The following is an 18,974-nucleotide window of genomic DNA, read 5'->3' on the forward strand; positions in this document are numbered from 1 at the left end:
TGTGTATGGCAGCCTGGAAAGGCTTCGTGGGGCGGGCGGCGGAGCTGGCCGCCCTCGCCGAGGCGCTCGACGACGCCGCCCGCGGTGATCCGCGGACGGTGCTGATCGCCGGTGAGGCCGGGGTCGGCAAGACGCGGCTGCTCGACGAGTTCGAGACCCGGTGCGCCGGCCACGATCTGCTGGTCGCCCGGGGTGCCTGCGTGTCGGTCGGGGCCGGCGAGCTGCCCTACAGCCCGTGGCTGGCCGCGATGCACGCGGTCGAGGCGGAGGTCGGCGCGGCGGCCCTGGTCGAGGGCGCCGGTGGCGGGCAGGCGGCACTGTCCGCGCTGATCCCGGCGCTGACCGATTCCGGTCACCCGCGGGAGGGTGGTCAGCTGGCCCGGGCGCACCTGTTCTCGCTGTTCCTGGAGATGCTCGGCCGGCTCGCCGGGCAGCGGCCGCTGGTGCTGCTGCTCGAAGACCTGCACTGGGCGGACACCTCGTCGCTGGACCTGCTGCTGTTCCTGAGCCGCAACCTGCGGCACGTCCCGGTGCTGCTGGCCGGCACCTTCCGCACCGACGAGCTGGACGAGGACTCCCGGCACCGGGTGGTGATCGGCGAGCTGATCCGCGGCCGCGGCACCGGCTACCTGGAGCTGAACCGGTTCGACCGGACCGAGCTGGGCGTCTTCCTGCGCGCGTCGGGCGGCGCGGTCTCCGATCGGGTGATCACCAAGGTGCACGAGCGGTCCGGCGGCAACGCCTTCCTGGCCCAGGAGATCCTCGCCGCCGAGCAGCGCAACCCCGGCGGCCCGGTCCCCGACCACCTGCGTGACCTGCTGATGATGCGGGTCGAGGGGCTGTCCGAGGAGGGACAGCAGGTGGTCGGCGTGGTCGCGGCGGCCGGCCGCCCGGTGTCCGGGGCGCTGCTCGAAGCGGCCAGCGGACTGCCCGGTCCGGCACTGCGGTCCGGTTTGCGCGACGCGGTGGCCAGGCAGGTCCTGGTCCGTACCACCGAGGAGCGGTTCCAGCTGCGCCATTCGCTCACCGCGGAGACGTTCTACCAGGACCTGCTCCCGGGCGAGCGGGCCGGACTGCACCGGGCGGTGGCCGCCGCGCTGTCCGCCACGGCCGGCCCGGACGCGTCGCCGGTGGTCCAGGCCGAGCTGGCGCACCACTGGTTCCACGGCCGCAAGGACGACGACGCGCTGTTCTGGACGCTGCGGGCGGCCCGGTCGGCGGCGGTGGTGCACGCCTACGCCGAGGCCCGCCGGCAGTACGGCCGGGTGCTGGAACTGTGGCGGCGGGTCCCGGACGCGTTCAAGCTCTGCGAGACCACCTATCCGCGGCTGCTGGACGAGGCCGCCGAGGTGCTCGACTACGCCGGCGACCCGCAGCGTGCGGTGGAGCTGACCGGCGAGGCGATCCAGGTGGTCGGCGTCGACGGCGACCCGCAGGTCCTGGCGGCGCTGCACGAGCACCTGGCCCGGCTGCGCTGGCGGGCGCACGACACACCCGGGGCGGTCGACTCGGCGCGCAAAGCGATCGCGCTGCTGGACGGGGTGCCGCAGTCGCCGCTGCAGGCCCGGGCCGGGGCCACCTTCGCCCGGGTGCTGATGCTCAGCGGCCACTACCGGCAGGCGCTCGCCGAGGGCACCGCCGCGCTGGCCGTCGCCACCGCTCCGGTCGAACGCGGCTACCTGCTGGTCACCCTCGGGACGGTGCGGTTCCTGCTGGGCGAGCGGGAGGCCGGGGTGGAGCAGCTGTGGGAGGGGCTGGCGCTGGCCGAGAGCACGGACAGCAAGGAGAACATCCTGCGGGCGTACACGAACCTGTCCTACTGCCTGCAGATGCTGAACCGGCTCGACGAGGGACTGGAACTGGCCCGCCGCGGCTGTGACCTGGCGGCCGGCTTCGGGATGCGGATGACCACCGGGACGGTGCTGGTCGGCAACGCCGCGGACATCCTGCTCGACCTGGGACGCTGGGACGAGATCGAGAAGCTGATCGGCGAGGTGCTGCCCGACGAGGCCGCCGACGACCTGCCGCTCTACCTGCAGTACGTCCGGGCCGAGGTGTTCGTCGCCCGGGACGAGCGGGGCGCGGCCCGGGACATCCTCGACCGGGTGATGAGCGGTTCGGCGGGCAAGACCGATCAGGACTTCGTCGGGCACGTGTACGCGGCGCTCGGCGCGCTGGAGATCGCCGACGGGAACTGGCGGGCCGCGCGCCGGGCCGTCGACGAGGGACTGGCCAAACTCGGCGACGGCGAAGGGGTGTTCCCGGCGCTGCGACTGGCGGTCTGCGGGCTGCAGGCGGCCGGCGAGGCGGTCGCCAAGCACGCCACCCGGGAACGCTGGCAGGCCTGGGCGAGCCTGCTCGCCGAGCGGGCCGACGCGAGCCTGGCGGCGTTGCGGGCACCGAGCGGCGGGCGGGCGCTGCCGGTCGCCGAGGCGCTCGCCCGGGTGGCCGAGGCGGAGCTGCGACGGATCCGCGGCGAGCCGCAGGAGGAAGCCTGGAGCGAGGTCGCCCGGACCTGGGCGGAACTGGGCCATCCGTACCCGGAGGCGCAGGCCCGGCTGCGGCTGGCGGCCTGCTTGCTGCGGCGCGGGGCGACCGCCGCGCTGCACCGGGAGCTGACCACGGCGGCCCGGCTGGCCGCCGGGCTCGGTGCCCGGCGGCTCATCCGCGAGCTGGACGCGATGGCCGCGATGGCCGGGGTCTCGCTCCAGCCGGACGCCGCGCCACCGGCCGGCGACGACGGCGCGGACTGGGGGCTGACGCCGCGGGAGACGCAGGTGCTCGACCTGATCGCGCTCGGTTACACCAACGGGCGGATCGCCCGCAGCCTGGACATCGCGGAGAAGACGGTGAGCGTGCACGTCTCCAACATCCTGGCCAAGCTCGGCGCGGCGAACCGGTGGGAGGCGGCGCTGATCAAGCGGGGGCAGGCTTCCTGAGGCTGCCTTCGCTTGTTGCCGGCCTGATCACATGATGTTGCCGCCGCGCCAGCGGTGGTTGAAGGCCGGCATCGCACCCGGGCGGTCCGAGGTGCGCAGCTCGAACAGGTCCTGGGTGAGCTGCTCGCGCAGCGGCGGGTTGCCCTCCAGCGCGGACGGCTGCACCACCGTGTAGGCCTCCTCGGCGTAGGTGAGCAGGAACTCCGGTGACAACCGGCGAACCCGGCCGGCGCTCAGGCAGAAGAACTCCCGCTGCGAATACCCGGTGATCGCGACGCAGTGGCTGGACAGGCTGCCCGGGGTGGCGTCGTAGACCGGGCCGTAGCCGGGCACGTACCAGGCGTCGCGCGGCACACCCTTGCCGTCCTTGATCGACTGGGGCAGGGCCAGGCCGATCAGGACGCCGCCGAACCGCAGCACCGCCTCGCGGACCTGGTCCAGGTTGCGCGGCTCGATCTCCAGGAAGGCGCGGGCGTCGGGCAGCAGGCCGGCCAGCGGCCGCTCCTGGTTCACCCACAGCTTCAGGGCCAGCAGCAGGCTGGCGCCGAAGTCGTTCTGCGCCTTGCGCCGACCGGAAACGGTCGAGTGCTGGTCGCGGCCACGGGTCCCGCGGTGGAACGGCGACACCTTCTCGTAGATCTTGAGGGTGTCCTCCAGGGTCGGCGTGTACTGCTCCTTCGCCGCCGCGTACCAGGACTGGGCGAGCAGGGCCATCGCGGCCGGCACGCAGTTCTGGAATCCGACCTCGCCGAGCGGCTCGCCGGCGGCCAGGTCGACCCGCAGGTCGCCGAGGTGGAAGCGGCTGTCGGGCTGCAGGCCGTACGCCGGGGTGTCCGGCGGCTGATCCAGATATTGCAGATACTGGCTCATCTGCAGGGTGCGGATGTCGGTCTCGGCGGCCAGACGGCCGGCCAGAGCGTCCATGTCGGATCCTTCCTCGTCCTCACTTCGCTTCGCGCTCGTTGCGCGTGTCCTCGTTGGGGCGTCTCTTCGCTTCGCGCTCGTTGGGCGTGTCATCGCTCCGTGGTCGTTGGGCGTGTCATCGCTTGGCTCACTGAGCGTGCTGAGGCTAACGCCGATCGTGGTCCGTGGCGCTGCCGGATCTGCGACAGCCGCCGATGTATCTGCCCGGTCCGGCACCGGCTCTCTTCCTGGCAGAGGGGAAGGACAACCGATATGTCGATGGACAAGTTCGAGCCGCGGCTGGTCGAGGCGATCGGCGCGGAGACCGCACGGGCCCGGGTACGCGGATTCGCCGCGACCGAGGTCACCGAGGGGCAGAAGTTCGAGGTCACCATCTCGCACCACGAGGCGCTGTCCGCGCCCGAGGGCCACGGCGGCCCGGCCGGCCTGGAGCAGTTGCAATTGCAGGCGCAGGCCAGCCAGCAGCCGATCATCGACCGGATCGACGGGCTCGGAGTGAACGCGCGTCGGCACACGCTGACCAACGCGGTCACCGCCGAGCTCACCCCGGCCCAGATCGAGCAGGTGGCCCAGCTCGACGAGGTGAAGCTGGTCCGGCTGGAACGCCTCGACAAGGTGACCGCGATGGATCAGAGCGTCGCGGTGATCGAGGCACGCGAGGCCTGGGAGGAATTCCGGACCGCCGGGTCCGGGGTACGGGTCGCGGTGCTGGACACCGGCATCGACGGCAGCCACCCGGCGCTGTCCGGCAAGGTGGTCGACGAGTTCAGCACGGCCGGCGAACCGGTCAGCGTGCCCGGCGACCACGGCACCCACTGCGCCGGCACGATCGCCAGCAACGACGCGGTCTACCGCGGGGTCGCCTGGCAGGCCGACCTGATCAACATCAAGGTGCTGACCGCGGCCGGCATGGGCACGCCGGCCGGTGTGGTCGACGGCCTGGAGCAGGCGGTCCGCCGCAACGCGCAGGTGGCGAGCCTGAGCCTGGGCTGGAGCGAGATCTTCCACGGATGGGTGTGCAACGACGCCGACTGCATCCTGTGCCAGGCCGCCGACAACGCGTCCCGGCTCGGCGTGACCGTGGTGGTCGCGGCCGGCAACGAGGGCAACGTGGGCGCGCCGACCGGGCAGCTGAACATCCGGCACCCCGGGGCGGCCCGCCGGGTGATTACCGTGGGAGCGGTGGACAAGGGCAAGCAGCTGGCCGCGTTCTCCAGCATCGGACCGGGTAGCGGGCGGGTCGGGCCGGGCAGCCCGATCCGACTGACCAAACCGGACCTGGCCGGTCCCGGCGTGGACATCGTCTCGTCGGTGCTCGGCGGCGGGTTCGCCTCGTTCAACGGCACGTCGATGGCGACCCCGCACGTGGCCGCGGTCGCCGCGCTGGTGATCGAGCAGAACCCCGGGATCCGGCCGATGGTGGTCAAGAAGCTCCTCGAGGACACCGCGGAGCGGCTCTCCTACGGACCGAACGAGACCGGGTACGGCCTGGTGAACGCGTTCGCCGCGATGCTGCCGATCCTGGGCAAGGCGGCGTGAGCGCCGACAAGGTGGACCCCGCGATCCTCCGGGTGGAGGGGGATCGCGGGGTGCCGGTCGTCATCGAGCTGCACGCCGTGGCGGCCGGGGAGGCGGGGCTGGCCGGGCTCGCCGAGCAGGTGCACGACGCGCAGGCCGGCGTCTTCGAGCACCTGAACCGGCTCGGCGTGACCGGCGCGCGCGGGTTGACGCTCACCAACGCGGTGGTGGTCACGCTCAGCAGGGATCAGATACTGGAGATGGCAGCCCGCTCCGACGTACGAAAAATCCTCCTCGACGAACCGAGACAGGTCACCTGACCGCTCCGGAGCCGCCGCCTGTGCCGCACCGCTCCCGGCTTCGTCCTCGGTCCCGTCCTCTGCCGCGCCTCCGGCTCCGCCCTCCGCCGCGCCCCCGGCTCCGCCCTCCGCTGCACCTCCGCTCCGCCCTCCGCCGCGCCCCCGGCTCCGCCGTCCGCTGCACCCGGCGCCGTCCACCGCTGCACCTCCGCTCCGCCCTCCGCCGTGCGCTCAGTTCCCGCCTCGGCGCGCTGTCGGCCCCGGCCACGCGCCGCCTCGGTGTCGCTCGGTGAAACCGCGCGTGAACGTTTCCCGCGGCGGGCTCCGCGCACAGCGGATCCCGCGCCCCGGGCGTGTTCTCTACGACGAGCACCCGACGGGGGAGGAAATGCATGGAGTTCGAGGAGTTCGCGGCCGCGCGGTCACCCGCCTTGCTGCGCTACGCGATGCTGCTCAGCGGGAACCGGGAGGAGGCCCGCGACATCGTCCAGGAGGTCCTGGCCAGGGCGATGTTGAAATGGCCCAGAATCACCTCCGCTGGTGAGCCGCACGCCTACGTCCGCCGGATGGTGACCAACGAGTTCCTGTCGCTGCTGCGGCGCCGCCGCCGACTCTCCTTCGTCCCTTTGGAGCAACGCGATCTCGACGGTCCGCACGCGCCCGTGACGCCCGCTCATCAGGTCGCCGACGACGAACTGTGGCATCTGCTCGGCACCCTGCCCAGGCAGCAGCGCGCGGTGATCGTGCTGCGCTACTACGAAGGCCTCAGCGACCAGGAGATCGCCGACGTGCTCAACTGCAGCCCGGGCACCGTGCGTGGGTACGCCAGCCGGGCCCTCGCCACCCTTCGGATCGAACTGGTCGACACCTCCGCCGGATATCCGGCCATCGCTCATGGGGGAGCACTGTGATGCGGACTCTGGAAGACCTGCGGGAAACCCTGGACCGGCACGCCGGCGACACCCCGGCGGACGGTCGTCTGCTGCCTGACGTGCGGGGGCGGGCGGCTCGCCTGCGCCGCCGCCGCACGATCACGCGGGGCGTGGCGCTGGGCGCGGCAGTAGCGGTCGCGGCGGGCGTGAGCCCCTTCGTCCTCCGGTCTCCGTCGCCGGATCCGGCGCCTGCCGCGGGGCGAACCGTCACCCGCACCCCCGCTCAGACGAGCATCGCCCTGGCCGACGGCTCCCCGTTCATGATCCTCAACCGGGAGAGCACGGCGACCGGGCAGCACGTGACGGTCCGCAACATCGGTGACGTGCAGGCGAAGCATCCGGGTGAGGCGGGGCTCAACCCCGGCGGAGAGGTGCTCGCCTTCGAACCGGGCGCCTTCGACCCGGAGACCTTGAGAAAGGGGACCCCGGTAACGATCGGCGCGCACCAGGGCTGGTACGTCCCGCAGCTGCACGTCGGGGCCGAGAACTCCAACTTCGACGGCTCGTGGGTCGGCTGGCGCGACGAGACCGGCATGTGGGTGCTGGTCGGCACGCTCGGCCCCAGCAAGCGCGACGATCTGGTGGCGGTGGCCCGCGACGTGCGGATCGTCGAGGCCTCCGACGCGATCGCGCCGATCCGGCTCGGCTGGGTGCCGCCCGGACTGAAGATCCAGTGGGCCTCGGGGAATCCGTCGAAGACCGGGGGCTTCGGCGCGTCCTTCAAGCTCGGTTATGACGGGGAGAAGGGACCGGACCTGTCCTATTTCCCGAGACGCGACGCGGTGACGGCCCTCGCACTGCAGGTCGGCTCGCAGAGCCCGGACTGGCTGAACTATCAGCACGAGCTGGACGGCCAGAAGCCGGAGAAGATCAATGGGGCGGAGGTGTGGTACCTGCCGCGGCCCAACGGTCTTTTCGACAGCCCGGAACCGGGGGCGGACATGATCGTCCGTTTCGGTGGGTGTGTGGCGACCCTGCACGTCCGCGACAGGGCCCAGATCACCGAGGCCGACCTGGACCGCATGCTGCAGAACGCCACCCTCGGCACCTGCGATGACGCCGAGGACTGGCAGCCCTTGCTGGACTGAAGCGGTCGCGCCCGAGCCGGCGTCGCCGCGCGCCCGCAGCTCGCGTGGCGCGACCCTCGACCGGCCCGGGAGCGTCCGGGTGCTGTCGTCAGCCCCCGGCCGGCCCGGCAGCGTCCGAATCCTGTCTCGCGGCCCACGTCTCGTCCGAGCGTGGGCCGCGCGACACCATCCGGGGCTCACACCCGTCCCTATCGGCGGTCCGCTCGGATCAGGACCCGGCCGCCGCCTGATGACGCAGCTCATCGGCCACCTGCGCGCCGGACGGGGCGTGCTCCGGATCGACCAGCCACTGCAGCATCAACCCGGTGAGCAGGGCCAGCGGCACCGACCCGCCGAGTCCCTCCCGCCCCTGCTGCTGTGCCTGTGCCAGGAACTCGCGCAGCTCGGGGGAGTGCTCGGCCTGCACCGCAGCCTCCAGCTGCGCGACCCACAGCGGGCGATGCGTGCCGAACGTGTCGATCAACGCCTGCCAGCGCTCCTCCGGCGACCCGTCCGCGGCGCGCTCGGCGATCGTCTCGCTCAGCTCCTCGACGGCCTCGATCAGGGCATGGACCAGCAGCGACTCCCGTGAGCCGAAGTGGTAGCCGATCGCGGCGTGATTGACCCCGGACGCGAACGCGATGTCCCGCACGGTCGTGCGCGCCCAGCCACGCTCGGTCAGACATTGCTTCGCCCCGGCCAGAAGGGCTTCCCGGTTTCCCACGGCTCGATCATACCCGCCATCTTAACCACATGGTTTATCCAAATGGATTGACCATATGGATAAAACCCGGCTACGGTCGTCGGCATGAGAAACGTTCTGATCTCCGGCGCGAGCGTCGCCGGCCCCGCCCTGGCCTGGTTCCTGCGACGTGACGGCGTCCGGGTCACCCTCGTCGAGCGTGCTCCCGACCTGCGCGACAGCGGTTATGCCGTGGACTTTCGCGGTGCCGCCCTCGACGTGCTCGCCGACATCGGCATCCTCGACGAGGTCCGCGCCCACGAGACCGGGATGCGTGGCGTCACCATGCTGGCGCCCGACGGCTCGATCACCGGTGAGCTGCCGGCGTCCGCGTTCGGCGGTGACCTCGAGGTGCCCAAGCGGGCGCTGACCCGCATCCTGCACCAGGCGGTCGACGCCGAGTTCCTCTTCGACGACACCATCACCGCCCTCGAGCAGCACGACGATCGGGTGACGGTCGCCTTCGAGCGTGCCCCGGCCCGTGACTTCGACCTGGTCGTCGGCGCCGACGGCGTGCACTCAGCGGTCCGCCGCCTGGCCTTCCCCGCCATCGACCCGATCGAGCACCTGGGCATGTCCGGCGCCGGCTTCACCACCGGTAACCTCTTCGGCCTGGACCGGCGGGGCCTGCTCCAGCCGGATGCCGGCCGGGCGGTCTTCGCCTTCTCCGCCGGCGATCCCGACCGGATGACGGTCAGCCTCTCGTTCGGGACCGCCACTCCCGAGCTCGACCGCGCCGGTCGGGCCGCCCAGGAGGCCGCCGTGCGCGCGGCCTTCGCCGGCCACCCCTGGCCGGAGGTGCCGCGCCTGCTGGACGCGATGGCCGCCGCGCCCGACTTCTACTTCGCCTCGACCTGCCAGGTCCGCCTGGACTCCTGGTCGACCGGCCGGGTCGTCCTGCTCGGCGACGCCGGCTACTGCGCCGCCCCGACCAGCGGCATGGGCACCTCCCAGGCCCTGATCGGCGCGTCCACGCTGGCGCGCTGCCTGGCCGAGGCCGACGGCGATCACACTGCCGCCTTCGAGCGCTATGAGAAGGAGTTGCGCCCCTATGTCACCGACAATCAGCAGCTGGGCCGGCAGGCGGTCGCCGCTTTCGGCGGTGACGCCGCCGACAGCCCCGAGAGTGCCTGAGCAGCTTCCGCCGGCCCTGGGCACCCGCCGGTGGTGACTGGGCAGCTTCCGCCGCCTGGGCAGCTGCCGATGGTGACTGGGCAGCTTCCGCCGGCCCTGGGCGGCCGCCGATGGTGACTGGGTAGCTTCCGCCGGCCCTGGGCGGCCGCCGATGGTGACTGGGCTGCGCAGCGCGGTGCATCCAGCTGAGGGGCGCTTCGGGTTTCTGCCGTCAGAGGGTGCCGCGGCGGGACTCCCACATCGCGCGGGTCATTTCGTATTCGACTTCGCCGGCTTCGCTTCCCGGGAGGGGGTCATCCCAGATGGGGTGGAAGGTGCGGACATAACGCATACCCACGCTCTCCATGACGCCTCGGGAGCCGATGTTGACCGCCATGGTCTGGGCGATCACCCGGCTCTGTCCGACGGTGTCGAAGGCGTGCCGCAGCAGTGCTCGCGAGGCTTCGCTGGCCAGCCCCTGTCGCCAGTAACGCCGGGCCAGCCGGTATCCCAGCTCGGCGACCGTCGGATCGTCGGGTTGGTCGTCGCCGTGCGCCGGGGGCAGCATCATCAGGCCGACGAACTCGCCCTCGGCCTCGGTGTCCGGCGCCGACGAGTCACGGCGTCCGCCGTCGGAGCCGAAGGCCATCCAGTATCCGAGCCCGTCCACCTTGAGCCCCAGGGCCATCCGCTCCGCGTGGGAGGAGACCACTTCGTCGCGGGTCCGGGCCCGACCCCAGATGTATTTCAGCACTTCGGGATCGGCGTCGAGGTCCACCTCCAGCTCGAAGTGCCGATCAGCCAGGGGCACGAGCAGCAGCCGATCGGTCCGCAACGTCGGTTGACTCATGCGGTCACCCAAACACACGGTTCCACCCGCCGCGATCACATTTCGAGGTGACCGTCTGACACTGCCCGGGTACCGCCGCGCGTCAGGTGGGCGTTGTGCGGACCTTGCCCGGGGTCGGGGAGCCGGTACGCTGGCGGCATGGAGCAGGACACCAGGCCGAAGCTGAGCGTCGAGGACATTCACGCCCGGATGGGGCTGGCGGTCACCGCCGAGGGGAAGGCGAAGGCGCGCCAGCGCCGGCGGTCGGCGGAGCGGGCCCGGGATGCTGAGGGGCGCGCGGCGTTTCTGGCCGGGCTGCGGTCGCGGCCCGCGTGACCCAGGGGCGCGACGCCAAGCTGGTTCTGGACACGTCGGCGATCACCGCGTGGGTGCGTGGTTCGATGGCGGTCGGCGAGACCCTGGCGGAGATCAACGATGAGGGCGGCGCGGTGGTCATCCCGCTTCCCTGCCTGGTCGAGGCCGGCTACCAGACCGCGATGATCGAGCGGGAGCGGCTGGACCTGCTGCTCGCGCACCCGGCCACCTTCCTGGTCGAGGACGACGCCGAGGACTGGGAGGCGCTGGTCGCGCTGCGGGCGCTGACCGGCCGCGCCGACTGCGCCTCGGCCGCGATGCTCGCCCTCGACCTGGGCGTCGACGTGATGACCGGCGACCCGAGCGCCTACAAGGGCGTCGCCGACGGCCGGATCGTCCTGCACATCGAAGACTGACCGAGGCAAGCCGCGCCGCGGGCCGCGAGAAGCACGCGGACGCTCGCAACGCTGACCGCGGCAAGCCGCCCCGCGGGCGGGGAGAAGCACGCGGACGCTCGCAACGCTGGTCGCGGCAAGCCGCCCCGCAGGCCGCGAAAGGCACGCGGACGCCCGGAACGCTGGTCGCTCGAAACGACGCAGACGCGCGCAGCTCGCAGCGGCTGGCCGGAGGAGGCAATGCGGAGGTGGGCGCACCACGCCCGGCCGCCTTCTTGGGGAAGCGGCGCGGGCATGCCAGCGGTTCGAGTTGGCGGCTGAAGGGAACGGCGCGACCCCGTACAGGGAATCGGCCGGAGGCTGCGGGATCTGCGGAACGGGTGCAGCGGTCCGGGTCGGTGGCGAGCCGGACCGCTGCGATCCGAGGGGGTCAGGCGGGCCAGGCGACGCTCAAGTAGTGGGTCTCCTGGAATTCTCGGAGGCCGTCGCGGGCGCCCTCGCGGCCGAGGCCGCTCTGCTTGACGCCGCCGAACGGGGCGGACGGGTCGGAGACCAGGCCTCGGTTGATGCCGACCATGCCGGCCTCGACGGCCTCGCCGAGGCGGATGGCGCGGGACAGATCGCCGGAGTAGACGTAGCCGGCCAGGCCGTACTCGGTGGCGTTGACCTGTTCCAGCATGGCGGCCTCGTCGGTCCAGGTGACGATCGGCGCGACCGGGCCGAAGATCTCGTCCTGCAGGATCTCGGCGTCCGGCGCCACGTCGACCAGCACCGTCGGCGGATAGAAGTGCCCGGGCAGCGACGGCGTCGCCGCCTGATGCGAGATCCGGGCGCCGGCCGCCACCGCCCCGTCGACCGTCCGGGTCACCCGGCGCAGCGCCTGCGCGCTGATCAGCGGCCCGATGTCGGCGCCGCCGGCGGCCGCGCCCACGGTCAGCTTCTCGACGGCCGTGCCGAACCGGGCCACGAACTCCTCGGCCACCGTGGCGTGCACGTAGAAGCGGTTCGCCGCGGTGCAAGCCTGGCCGCCGTTGCGGAACTTGGCGATCATCGCGCCGGCCACCGCGGCGTCCAGGTCGGCGTCCTCGGCGACGATGAACGGCGCGTTGCCGCCCAGCTCCATCGACGAGTTGACCACCCGGTCGGCGGCGTGTCGCAGCAGCACCCGGCCGACCGCGGTCGACCCGGTGAACGAGATCTTCCGGACCCGCTGGTCCGCCAGCCACGCGCCGACCACCGCGGACGCGTCGGACGTGGTCACCACGGTGACCACGCCGCCCGGCAGACCGGCCTCGGTCAGCAGCTCGGCGATGGCCAGCGCGGTCAGCGGCGTCTCCGCGGCCGGCTTGAGGACCGCGGTGCAGCCGGCCGCGAGGGCCGGGCCGACCTTGCGGGTGATCATCGCGGCCGGGAAGTTCCACGGGGTGACCAGCGCGGCCACCCCGACCGGGCGGTGGGTGACCAGGGTGCGGACGCCGCCGGCGGGGGCCTCGCCGTACTCGCCGCCGGGGCGGACCGCCTCCTCGGCGAACCAGCGGAAGAACTCGGCCGCGTAGGTCACCTCGCCGGCCGCGTCGGTCAGCGACTTGCCGTTCTCCCGGGAGATCAGCTCGGCCAGTTCGGCGCGGTCGCGCAGCATCAGCTCGAACGCCCGGTGCAGGATCTCGGAGCGGTGCCGCGGTGCGGTCCGCGCCCACGCCGGGAACGCCGCGTGCGCCGCATCCACGGCCGCCCGGGCGTCGGCGACACCCTGGTCCGGCACCTCGGCCACGGCTTCCAGGGTGGCCGGGTCGGCAACGACGATCGTGCTCATCTGGTCTCCTCGAAGGCGGCGGCGAGCACGTCGAAGGCGTCGTGCAGCAGTTCGTCGGAGATCGGCAGGGGCGGCAGGAAACGGAGGACATTTCCGTACGTCCCGCAGGTCAGGACGATCACGCCGCGCTGGTGGGCGTACCGGGAAATGTCGCGGGCCAACCGCGGATCCGGCTCACCGGAGCCGTCCCGGACGAGCTCGACGGCCAGCATCGCGCCGCGCCCGCGCACGTCGCCGAGCCGGCCGTCGCCCGCCTGGATCTTGTGCAACCGGCCCTTGACCAGGGATTCGATCTCCCGGGCGCGGGCGGTGAGGCCCTCCGTCTCGATCGTCTCGATCGCGGCCAGGGCGGCGGCGCAGGCGAGCGGGTTGCCGCCGTAGGTACCGCCGAGCCCGCCGGAGTGCGGCGCGTTCATGATCTCGGCGCGACCGGTCACCGCGGACAGCGGCAGGCCGCCGGCGATGCCCTTGGCGGTGACGATCAGGTCCGGCACCACGCCCTCGCGGTCGCAGGCGAACATGTCGCCGGTGCGGGCGAACCCGGTCTGCACCTCGTCGGCCACGAACACCACGCCGTTGGCCCGGCACCACGCGGCCAAGGCCGGCAGGAAACCGGGCGCCGGCTCGATGAAGCCACCCTCGCCCTGGATCGGCTCGATCACCAGCGCGGCAAGGGTGTCCGCGCCGATCTGCTTCTCGATCTGGTCGATCGCCCGGGCCGCCGCGACCCGGCCGTCGAGCGCGCCGTCGCGGAACGGGTAGGACAGCGGCGCGCGGTAGACCTCGGGCGCGAACGGGCCGAAGCCGTGCTTGTAGGGCATGCTCTTCGCGGTCATCGCCATGGTCAGGTTGGTCCGGCCGTGGTAGGCGTGGTCGAAGACGACGACCGCGTTGCGCCCGGTGTGCGCCCGAGCGATCTTGACGGCGTTCTCCACCGCCTCGGCGCCGGAGTTGAACAGCACGCTGCGCTTCTCGTGATCGCCGGGCGTGACCCGGTTCAGCGCCTCGGCCACCGCGACGTACCCGTCGTAGGGGGTGACCATGAAGCAGGTGTGCGTGAACGCGCCGGCCTGCTCGGTGACCGCCGCGACGACCCGCGGCGCGGACGCGCCCACGGTGGTGACCGCGATGCCGGAGCCGAGATCGATCAGCCGGTTCCCGTCGACGTCGAGCACGATGCCGCCCTCGGCCCGCGCCGCGAACACCGGCATGGTGGTGCCGACGCCACCGGCCACCGCGGCCAGCTTGCGTTCCATCAGTTCCTGGGACCGGGGGCCGGGCAGGTCGGTGACCAGCCGGCGTTTCTGTTCGAGGCTCACGCCGGTCAGTCTGTTCAGCAGTGCGTATGCTCGTCCAGTTCCTGTTGGGCCTGTGATCCATGCTCGGGAGGCATAAGTGGAGGTGCGGCTGCTGCGGTACTTCGTCGCGACCGCGGAGGCCGGGACGGTCAGCGCGGCGGCGGTCCGGCTGCACCTGACCCAGCCGGCGCTGTCCCGGCAGCTGCGGGTTTTGGAACGTGATCTCGGGGTGTCGCTCTTCGACCGCGCCGGCCGCCGGCTGGACCTGTCGACCACCGGGCGCGCGTTGCTGCCGCTGGCCCGGGACGTGCTCGGGCGGGTGGACGCGCTGCGGGTGGCGGCCATGGTCGCCGCGTCCGGGCGGCTGGAACGGCTGACGATCGGAGCGCCGACGGTGACCCTGACCGACGTGGTGTCGCCGTTCATCGCCACCCTGGCCCCGGAGGACCCGACCGCGGACGTGCTCGGCGCGGACGGTCTGTCTCCGGTGGAGACGCTGCGGCTGGGGGCCGACCTGGCGATCGGGACGGTCCGGGCGCCTGATCCGTTCCGGTCGTTGCCGCTCGCCGTGCTACCGGTCTGGGCCTACGTGCACGCGGACCACCCGTGGGCCGGCCGCGGCGAGGTCCCGCTCGCCGAGCTGCTGACGTCGACGCTGATCGTGCAGCCGGCCGCGTTCACCGCCCGGCAGTCGCTGGAGGCGGCGATCACCGCGGCCGGGGCCTCCTGCACGTCGTCGATCGAGGCGGCCAACGGGACGGTGGCGCAGGCCCTCGCCGCGGCCGGCCGGGGAATCGCGGTGGCCTCGGACGATCCCCGGTTCGGCCTGGTGCCGCTCGCCGTCGACGTGGGCGGCCGGCACCTCAGCGTGCGGCTCGCCGCGGTCTGGGACTCCCGGCACGCGGCCGCGCCGACCCTGGAATCGTTCGCCGAGCGGCTCGGCGCGTTCGTCCGCGACCGCTACGACGCCGCGGCCGCCTGACCGCCGCTCAGGCCAGGTGGGGAACCACCGCGACCAGGTCGAAGGCGTCGGCGACCGGAAGGTCGATGTAGCCGTCCAGGTTGCGGAAGCGCTGCGGGCCGTCCGGGGCGCCGCGCAGCGGGCGCAGGTCGGTGAGCCGCGGCGAGGCGGGACCGGCCAGGAACGCCTCGACGCTGCCCGGGGCGGGCGGGGCCAGGTCGACGGTGAGCACCTCGACGCCGCGCTCGGTGCCCGGCGCGGGCCGCCGGGTAGGGGTGCGGCCGCTGACGGCCGTGACCGCAATGGAGTGGTACGCCTCGCCGAGCTCCCCGGCCAGGTGACTCCCCAGCACCGGGACCTCGAAGGTCCCGCCCAGCATGATCGGAATCCGCTGCAGGTGCGTGTTCGCCGCCGAGACGACGATTCGCCGCCCGTCCCGGAGCAGGTGCCGCACGGTCTCCGCCATCGCGGCGTCGCGCACGTTGACCGCCGCGTGGATCCCCGACCCGCCGGCCGCCGCGGCCTGGGCACGCAGCATCTGGTCGAGGAGCACGGCCAGGCGCAGCTCGTGCCGGGCGGTGACGTGTCCCGAGGCGCCGCCACGTCGCTCGTAGAGGGGACGCAGCGCGTCGACGCGGGTGGCGAGTTCGGACAGCAGCAGGGTCAGGGCGTCCCGGTCGGCGGCCGGCGTTGCCCGGTAGGCACGGAGCGCCGCCATCGTGTAGGGGCTGGCCCAGCTCCGGGCGTACGTCCGAATGTGATCGACGATGGTGATCGCTGCCGGGTCGACCTCGGCGAGGTAGCGCGCCACGCCCTCCAGGGCCGGCAGCAGGGAGCCGAGGTCGGCGGGCAGGTCGAGGCCGGCGAAGCGGACGTCGCCGCCGCCGGCGTTGTGCTCGCGCAGCCAGGTGAGCAGCTCGCGAGTCTCCTGGGCGGCGCCGAATCCGTACGTCAAGCCTTGCTCAGCGACCACAGCGATGTCGTCACCGGGCGGCGAACCGTGCACCCAGCGATCGATCAGCAGCCCCTCGCTGAAGCCGGACTCCAGGGCGAACGCCGTGAACCCCATCCGCTCCACCAGGAACCGGACGATCTGGCCTCTGAGCTGCTGGAACTCCCGGACGTCGTGTGCCGACTCGCCGATCCCGACGACCTGCGCGTCGCCGATCAATGTCGGTAGCGACTCGAGGTCGTCCAGGCTCGCGGGCATTCCCGGCTCCTTTGTGGTCACCGACGCACCCTATCGACGAGGGCAAAAGCCTAGAATCCTAGGACGCCTTAGGGGAGGTGCGGTGCGCCATCAGACTCGACGGCATGCGCGACGACCTCGACATCACCCCGGACGGCTGCCCGTTGAGCGCGGAATTGACGGCCGCCGGTCTGCGGTTGATCCGCTGGCTCGACGAGTCGCACCACTGGTTCGCCGCGAGCCGGCGCGGGTAAGACATCGTGATGCCGGGGATCCAGGAGCGGGTGCAGCGGTGCATCGACGGGCTGGTCGCGAGCGGCGCGGAGACGGCGGTGCAGGTCGCCGTCTATCGGGACGGCGCGCCGATTGTCGACGCGGTGGCCGGGCCGGTCACCTCCGGGACGCCGATCTTCAGTTTCTCCACGGGCAAGAATGTGACAGCCACCCTCGCGCATCTGCTCGTCGCGCGCGGATATCTCGATTACGACACCCGGATCGCGGATCTCTGGCCGGAATTCGAGGCGCGCGGCAAGGGTACGGTGACGCTGCGGCACGTGCTGACCCATACGGCCGGCCTTCCGGCCATGCCGCGGGAGATCACCCCGGGCGAGCTTGCCGACTGGTCCCGGGTGTGCGCGGCGCTGGCGGCCGCCGAGCCGCGGTGGCGTCCCGGGACGGCGACCGGCTACCACTCGTACACTTTCGGCTTTCTCGTCGGGGAACTGGCCCGCCGGGCGACCGGGCAGCCGATCGGCGAGTTGCTGCGGGACTGGCTCACCGTGCCGCTCGGTATCGAGGGGGAGCTGTACTTCGGTGTTCCGTCGCTTTCCGGGTTGGCGCGGATCGATCCGGGGCCGTCGTGGCCGGCCGGCGACAATGCCGTTCTCGCGCCGTGGGAGAGCCGGCCGAATGCCGATTTCGGCAACGACCCGGAGATTCTGCGCGCCGACATACCGTCGGTGGGTTGTGTCACCGCGCACGGGCTGGCCGCGATGTTCAATGCGGTGCTGCGCTGGGGGCTGGTGGATGCCACTGTCGCTTTCGAGGGTGTCGACCAGGTCTTCGGCAATCCGGTGCGGATGGTTCTCGGCTATCCACTGGGCCCGATCGGGTCGGCGGCCGCTTTCGGATGGCCTGGTGGGGGAGGCAGCTACGCGTACGCGGATCCGGCTTCCCGGATCGCCTTCGCGGTGACGAAGACGCGGCTCACCCCGAATTTCGACACCGCGTTTCTGGTCGACGAGCAGATCCGGGCAGCGGATCGGGACCGGACTGCCTAACCTGGTCGGGTGCTGTCGCGGACAACGCTGTCGTTGCTGGCCGGTGCGGCGCTGATCGCCGTGCTGGGCGGGTTGTTCGGGTCCGCGCCGGCGACCGGCGGCGGGTGCCTGGTGGCGTTCGGTGTGCTGGCGGCGCAGCGGTCGGTGCCGCTTCGGATCCGGGTGATGCTGTGTGCGGGCCTGGCCCTGCTCGGCGTCGCCGTGGTGCGATACGTGTGGGACTGGGCGGATCCGATGGGCGGCGGGGTCGACACCGCCGAGCTGGTCGCCCGGATCAAGGATCCGGCGTGGCAGCGCGCCCGGTTCCAGCGGGATCTGCTGGTGGCGGGCTGTCTGGCCGCGGGGTTCGGCATCCTGGCCGGGACCACGGTGTATCTGTCCCGGGGGCGGCTGCGGGCGGTTCCGGTCCCGGTGGCCGCGACGCTGATGGCGATGGTCGCGCTGGTTCTCGTGCCGGTGCTCGGGTCGTTCACGAACATGGTGGTGGGGACGGCCGTTTTGGTCGGCGGTTACCTGTGGGTGATGCGGCGGGCGGTCCGCGGGTACGGCGCGGTCCCGGTCGCGGTGGCCGGGTCGACGGTGCTGGCCACCGTGGTCTGGCAGGCCGTGGACCTCGCGTCGCGCAATCGGCCCCGGCCGGTCGAGCCGGGAGTGTTCTATGCGGTCGCGGTGGCCGTCGACACCGGGCCGGACGTGGAGCTCGCGGTCGAGGTGGGGCTGCTCCTGCTGGCGGCCTCCGCCGTCGTGCTCGCCTGCGGGCGGCTGAGCCGGGACCGCGCCTAGCTGGGCCAGGCGGCGTCTTTTCCTTTGCGGAAACCTGCTGCCAAGGGCGCCGGTTATCGTTCCACGGTCAGCGGCGGATGCGGCGCGGCGGAGCGTTTCAGCAGGCCACCCAGCAGTAGAGACGGTTTGTGGTGCCGGCTGCGGACCGTGCCAACTGGGCGATCTCGGAAAGGAGGGCTGTGGCGGTCTCCGCATCGATGTGCGTGCCGTCCGCCACCACCAACGGGTGCCATGACTCGGCGATCTCGCGCAGCCGGAGGGGAGAGGCTTTGATCAGATCGAGGACCAGCTCGTCCGGGAGGGCGAAGACGGCACTGCCGTCGTTCACGAAGTCGGCCACCATGGTCAGGTCGTACCGCTCGGGCGGGTAGGCGGCGGGGCGGCCGGCCGACAGCTCGCGCCAGGCGAGCACCGCGTCGTCGGCGTCGAAATAGATGTCGCTGGCGTCCACCACCGGATATCTGCCGGCGGGCCCGCTGTTGCGGACGGCGGCGGCTGCGGCGTCGCCGGGTGCGGCGAAGAACTCGACGTACTTGCTCACCAGGGCATCCTCTCGGACCGGCCGGCAACGATTCCG

19 protein-coding genes are annotated in these 18,974 nt (G+C 72.4%); 12 read left to right on the top strand and 7 right to left on the bottom strand.

What is annotated here, in order from left to right; genetic code table 11:
* The first annotated feature begins 5 nt into the window (after nt 1–5).
* A complete protein-coding gene (locus BJY16_RS29805) occupies nt 6–2,939 on the top strand; it encodes a helix-turn-helix transcriptional regulator (RefSeq protein WP_185042865.1) in 2,934 nt (977 codons plus the stop codon).
* Between the two features lie 27 nt (nt 2,940–2,966).
* Here the strand turns inward: BJY16_RS29805 and BJY16_RS29810 are convergent, their stop codons facing one another.
* Nucleotides 2,967–3,863 (bottom strand): hypothetical protein, encoded by an 897-nt coding sequence (locus BJY16_RS29810; RefSeq protein WP_185042866.1) that lies wholly within the window; start codon nt 3,861–3,863, stop codon nt 2,967–2,969.
* Between the two features lie 252 nt (nt 3,864–4,115).
* Here BJY16_RS29810 and BJY16_RS29815 point away from each other — a divergent pair, with 252 nt between their 5' ends.
* The 4 genes from BJY16_RS29815 (at nt 4,116) to BJY16_RS29830 (ending at nt 7,700) form a co-directional block, all read left to right on the top strand.
* The gene (locus tag BJY16_RS29815) at nt 4,116–5,402 is read left to right on the top strand and encodes a S8 family peptidase (protein ID WP_185042867.1); all 1,287 of its coding nucleotides are present in this window, start codon (nt 4,116–4,118) and stop codon (nt 5,400–5,402) included.
* Complete coding sequence (locus tag BJY16_RS29820; protein WP_185042868.1) at nt 5,399–5,701, top strand: hypothetical protein; 303 nt, start codon at nt 5,399–5,401, stop codon at nt 5,699–5,701. The genes BJY16_RS29815 and BJY16_RS29820 overlap by 4 nt, the downstream gene beginning before the upstream one ends.
* A 371-nt stretch (nt 5,702–6,072) precedes the next feature.
* Entirely contained in the window at nt 6,073–6,591 is a 519-nt protein-coding gene (locus BJY16_RS29825) for a SigE family RNA polymerase sigma factor (RefSeq protein ID WP_185042869.1), read from the top strand.
* The gene (locus tag BJY16_RS29830) at nt 6,591–7,700 is read left to right on the top strand and encodes a hypothetical protein (protein ID WP_185042870.1); all 1,110 of its coding nucleotides are present in this window, start codon (nt 6,591–6,593) and stop codon (nt 7,698–7,700) included. The genes BJY16_RS29825 and BJY16_RS29830 overlap by 1 nt, the downstream gene beginning before the upstream one ends.
* Nucleotides 7,701–7,908: 208 nt before the next feature.
* On the opposite strand, the gene BJY16_RS29835 is transcribed toward BJY16_RS29830, so the two are convergent.
* Nucleotides 7,909–8,403 carry a TetR/AcrR family transcriptional regulator gene (locus BJY16_RS29835; RefSeq protein ID WP_185042871.1) on the bottom strand — a complete coding sequence of 165 codons (495 nt, stop codon included), beginning with the start codon at nt 8,401–8,403 and terminating at the stop codon, nt 7,909–7,911.
* An 84-nt stretch (nt 8,404–8,487) separates the two neighbouring features.
* On the opposite strand from BJY16_RS29835, the gene BJY16_RS29840 reads away from it, so the two are divergent.
* Nucleotides 8,488–9,555 carry an FAD-dependent monooxygenase gene (locus BJY16_RS29840; protein ID WP_185042872.1) on the top strand — a complete coding sequence of 356 codons (1,068 nt, stop codon included), beginning with the start codon at nt 8,488–8,490 and terminating at the stop codon, nt 9,553–9,555.
* Between the two features lie 211 nt (nt 9,556–9,766).
* Here BJY16_RS29840 and BJY16_RS29845 read toward each other — a convergent pair whose 3' ends face one another.
* The gene (locus BJY16_RS29845; protein ID WP_185042873.1) at nt 9,767–10,384 is read right to left on the bottom strand and encodes a GNAT family N-acetyltransferase; all 618 of its coding nucleotides are present in this window, start codon (nt 10,382–10,384) and stop codon (nt 9,767–9,769) included.
* 138 nt (nt 10,385–10,522) lie between these two features.
* Between BJY16_RS29845 and BJY16_RS29850 the strand changes: the two genes are divergently transcribed.
* Together BJY16_RS29850 and BJY16_RS29855 are read left to right on the top strand one after the other, a co-directional pair.
* The gene (locus tag BJY16_RS29850; RefSeq protein ID WP_185042874.1) at nt 10,523–10,699 is read left to right on the top strand and encodes a hypothetical protein; all 177 of its coding nucleotides are present in this window, start codon (nt 10,523–10,525) and stop codon (nt 10,697–10,699) included.
* Complete coding sequence (locus BJY16_RS29855; RefSeq protein WP_185042875.1) at nt 10,696–11,094, top strand: PIN domain-containing protein; 399 nt, start codon at nt 10,696–10,698, stop codon at nt 11,092–11,094. The genes BJY16_RS29850 and BJY16_RS29855 overlap by 4 nt, the downstream gene beginning before the upstream one ends.
* 409 nt (nt 11,095–11,503) lie before the next feature.
* On the opposite strand, the gene BJY16_RS29860 is transcribed toward BJY16_RS29855, so the two are convergent.
* Entirely contained in the window at nt 11,504–12,886 is a 1,383-nt protein-coding gene (locus BJY16_RS29860) for an NAD-dependent succinate-semialdehyde dehydrogenase (protein ID WP_185042876.1), read from the bottom strand.
* Complete coding sequence (gene gabT, locus BJY16_RS29865; protein WP_239177735.1) at nt 12,883–14,214, bottom strand: 4-aminobutyrate--2-oxoglutarate transaminase; 1,332 nt, start codon at nt 14,212–14,214, stop codon at nt 12,883–12,885. Before gabT ends, BJY16_RS29860 begins: the two co-directional genes overlap by 4 nt.
* 67 nt (nt 14,215–14,281) lie before the next feature.
* Here gabT and BJY16_RS29870 point away from each other — a divergent pair, with 67 nt between their 5' ends.
* On the top strand, nt 14,282–15,166 hold the full coding sequence (locus BJY16_RS29870) for a LysR family transcriptional regulator (RefSeq protein ID WP_185042878.1): 885 nt from the start codon (nt 14,282–14,284) through the stop codon (nt 15,164–15,166).
* A 7-nt stretch (nt 15,167–15,173) separates the two neighbouring features.
* Here BJY16_RS29870 and BJY16_RS29875 read toward each other — a convergent pair whose 3' ends face one another.
* Complete coding sequence (locus BJY16_RS29875; RefSeq protein ID WP_185042879.1) at nt 15,174–16,355, bottom strand: erythromycin esterase family protein; 1,182 nt, start codon at nt 16,353–16,355, stop codon at nt 15,174–15,176.
* 104 nt (nt 16,356–16,459) lie between these two features.
* Here BJY16_RS29875 and BJY16_RS47650 point away from each other — a divergent pair, with 104 nt between their 5' ends.
* Genes BJY16_RS47650 through BJY16_RS29885 form a run of 3 tightly spaced genes read left to right on the top strand, consistent with a single transcriptional unit; the run spans nt 16,460 to nt 18,397 of the window.
* The gene (locus BJY16_RS47650) at nt 16,460–16,588 is read left to right on the top strand and encodes a hypothetical protein (protein WP_260418325.1); all 129 of its coding nucleotides are present in this window, start codon (nt 16,460–16,462) and stop codon (nt 16,586–16,588) included.
* A 9-nt stretch (nt 16,589–16,597) separates the two neighbouring features.
* A complete protein-coding gene (locus tag BJY16_RS29880) occupies nt 16,598–17,614 on the top strand; it encodes a serine hydrolase domain-containing protein (protein WP_185042880.1) in 1,017 nt (338 codons plus the stop codon).
* A 9-nt stretch (nt 17,615–17,623) separates the two neighbouring features.
* Nucleotides 17,624–18,397: a hypothetical protein gene (locus BJY16_RS29885; RefSeq protein WP_185042881.1), complete on the top strand. Its 774-nt coding sequence runs from the start codon at nt 17,624–17,626 to the stop codon at nt 18,395–18,397.
* 97 nt (nt 18,398–18,494) lie between these two features.
* On the opposite strand, the gene BJY16_RS29890 is transcribed toward BJY16_RS29885, so the two are convergent.
* Entirely contained in the window at nt 18,495–18,938 is a 444-nt protein-coding gene (locus tag BJY16_RS29890) for a hypothetical protein (RefSeq protein WP_185042882.1), read from the bottom strand.
* Between the last annotated feature and the right edge of the window lie 36 nt (nt 18,939–18,974).

It is taken from the genome of Actinoplanes octamycinicus (genome assembly GCF_014205225.1).
Lineage (GTDB): Bacteria > Actinomycetota > Actinomycetes > Mycobacteriales > Micromonosporaceae > Actinoplanes > Actinoplanes octamycinicus.